This is a genomic window from Curvibacter sp. GW821-FHT09D12, from assembly GCF_059416245.1.
Genome location: NZ_JBWKOU010000056.1, coordinates 1 through 1,038 on the forward strand (window position 1 = coordinate 1; position 1,038 = coordinate 1,038).

Annotated in this window: 1 protein-coding gene; it reads right to left on the reverse strand. The window is 62.6% G+C overall.

What is annotated here, in order from left to right:
• The coding region (locus AC07PT_RS30410) for an IS66 family transposase (protein ID WP_494659186.1) at positions 1 to 872 on the reverse strand (872 nt) is incomplete at its 3' end.
• Between the last annotated feature and the right edge of the window lie 166 nt (positions 873 to 1,038).

Consider the following 1,038-nt stretch of genomic DNA (forward strand, 5'->3'; position numbering starts at 1 on the left):
CCCCAGATGTAGGCTTTCTTGGTCTTGCCGGCGCCAGGGTCGAGCATGTCCACCGGTGTCTCGTCGGCCTGCACGACCGCACTGGAGAGAACGAAGTGTTTCAGGGCTTCGTGCAAGGGCTCCAAAGCCGCTCCGCCGGCCCCTGACCACGATGCCAGTGTCGAGCGTGGGGTGTGGACGCCGGAGCGCGCATTGATCGTCTCCTGGCGGTAGTAAGGAAGATGGTCCACGAAGCGACTCACCAGCGTGTGAGCCACCAGCCCAGCGCTGGGAATGCCACACTCCACGATTTGCGGCTCAGCGGGTTCCTGGACCAGCAATTGGCAGCAGCGGCAAGCCCACTTGCCATAGATGTGACGGTGCACAAAGAACTCGGCCGGCACGATGTCCAATCGCTCGCTGACGTCTTCCCCTACCCGAGTCATGGCTTGGCCACACTCAAGGCTTGGGCACCGCGTGCTCTCGGGTTCGTGGTGGTGATCGACGCGGCGCAGATGCTCGGGCAAGGCCTGCCGGCGTGGGCGTTTGGCTTTGTCCTGACTGGGCGCGACGGTGGGCACCACCGTACCCTTGAGCGCCTGGATCTGAGCTTCCAATGAGGCCTGGTCCTCAGCCAAGGTTTCTTCGAAGATCTGGCGTTGCTCGGCGTTCATGCGCTCGGTCTTGGCGCCAAAGCGCCAGGCCTTGTGGCGCGCCAATTCGAAGGTCAGCTTCTCCAGCTTGGCGTTTTTGAACTTGAGCTCCTGGTCTTTGCGCGAGATCTGCAGGGCCTGCTCTTTGACGTGGGCTTCAATCGCCTGGGTGGCGGCCTGTGCAGCTTCGGGGCTGAGTCCACTCAGATCAGGGATTTGGAATGCAGTCGCATCGAGCATGGGGGTATTGTGAGCGGCCCCTGCTGGGGCCGTCACTGGGGCATGCGCCAATGGCGCCCCCCCCTTCAAAACCCCCATCATTCACACACGGTCAATGCGCTGCATTTGCTCCAGGCGTTGCCAGGGCAAGCCCAGCACCAGCGCTTCAAATTGAGGGCGCGTCAGC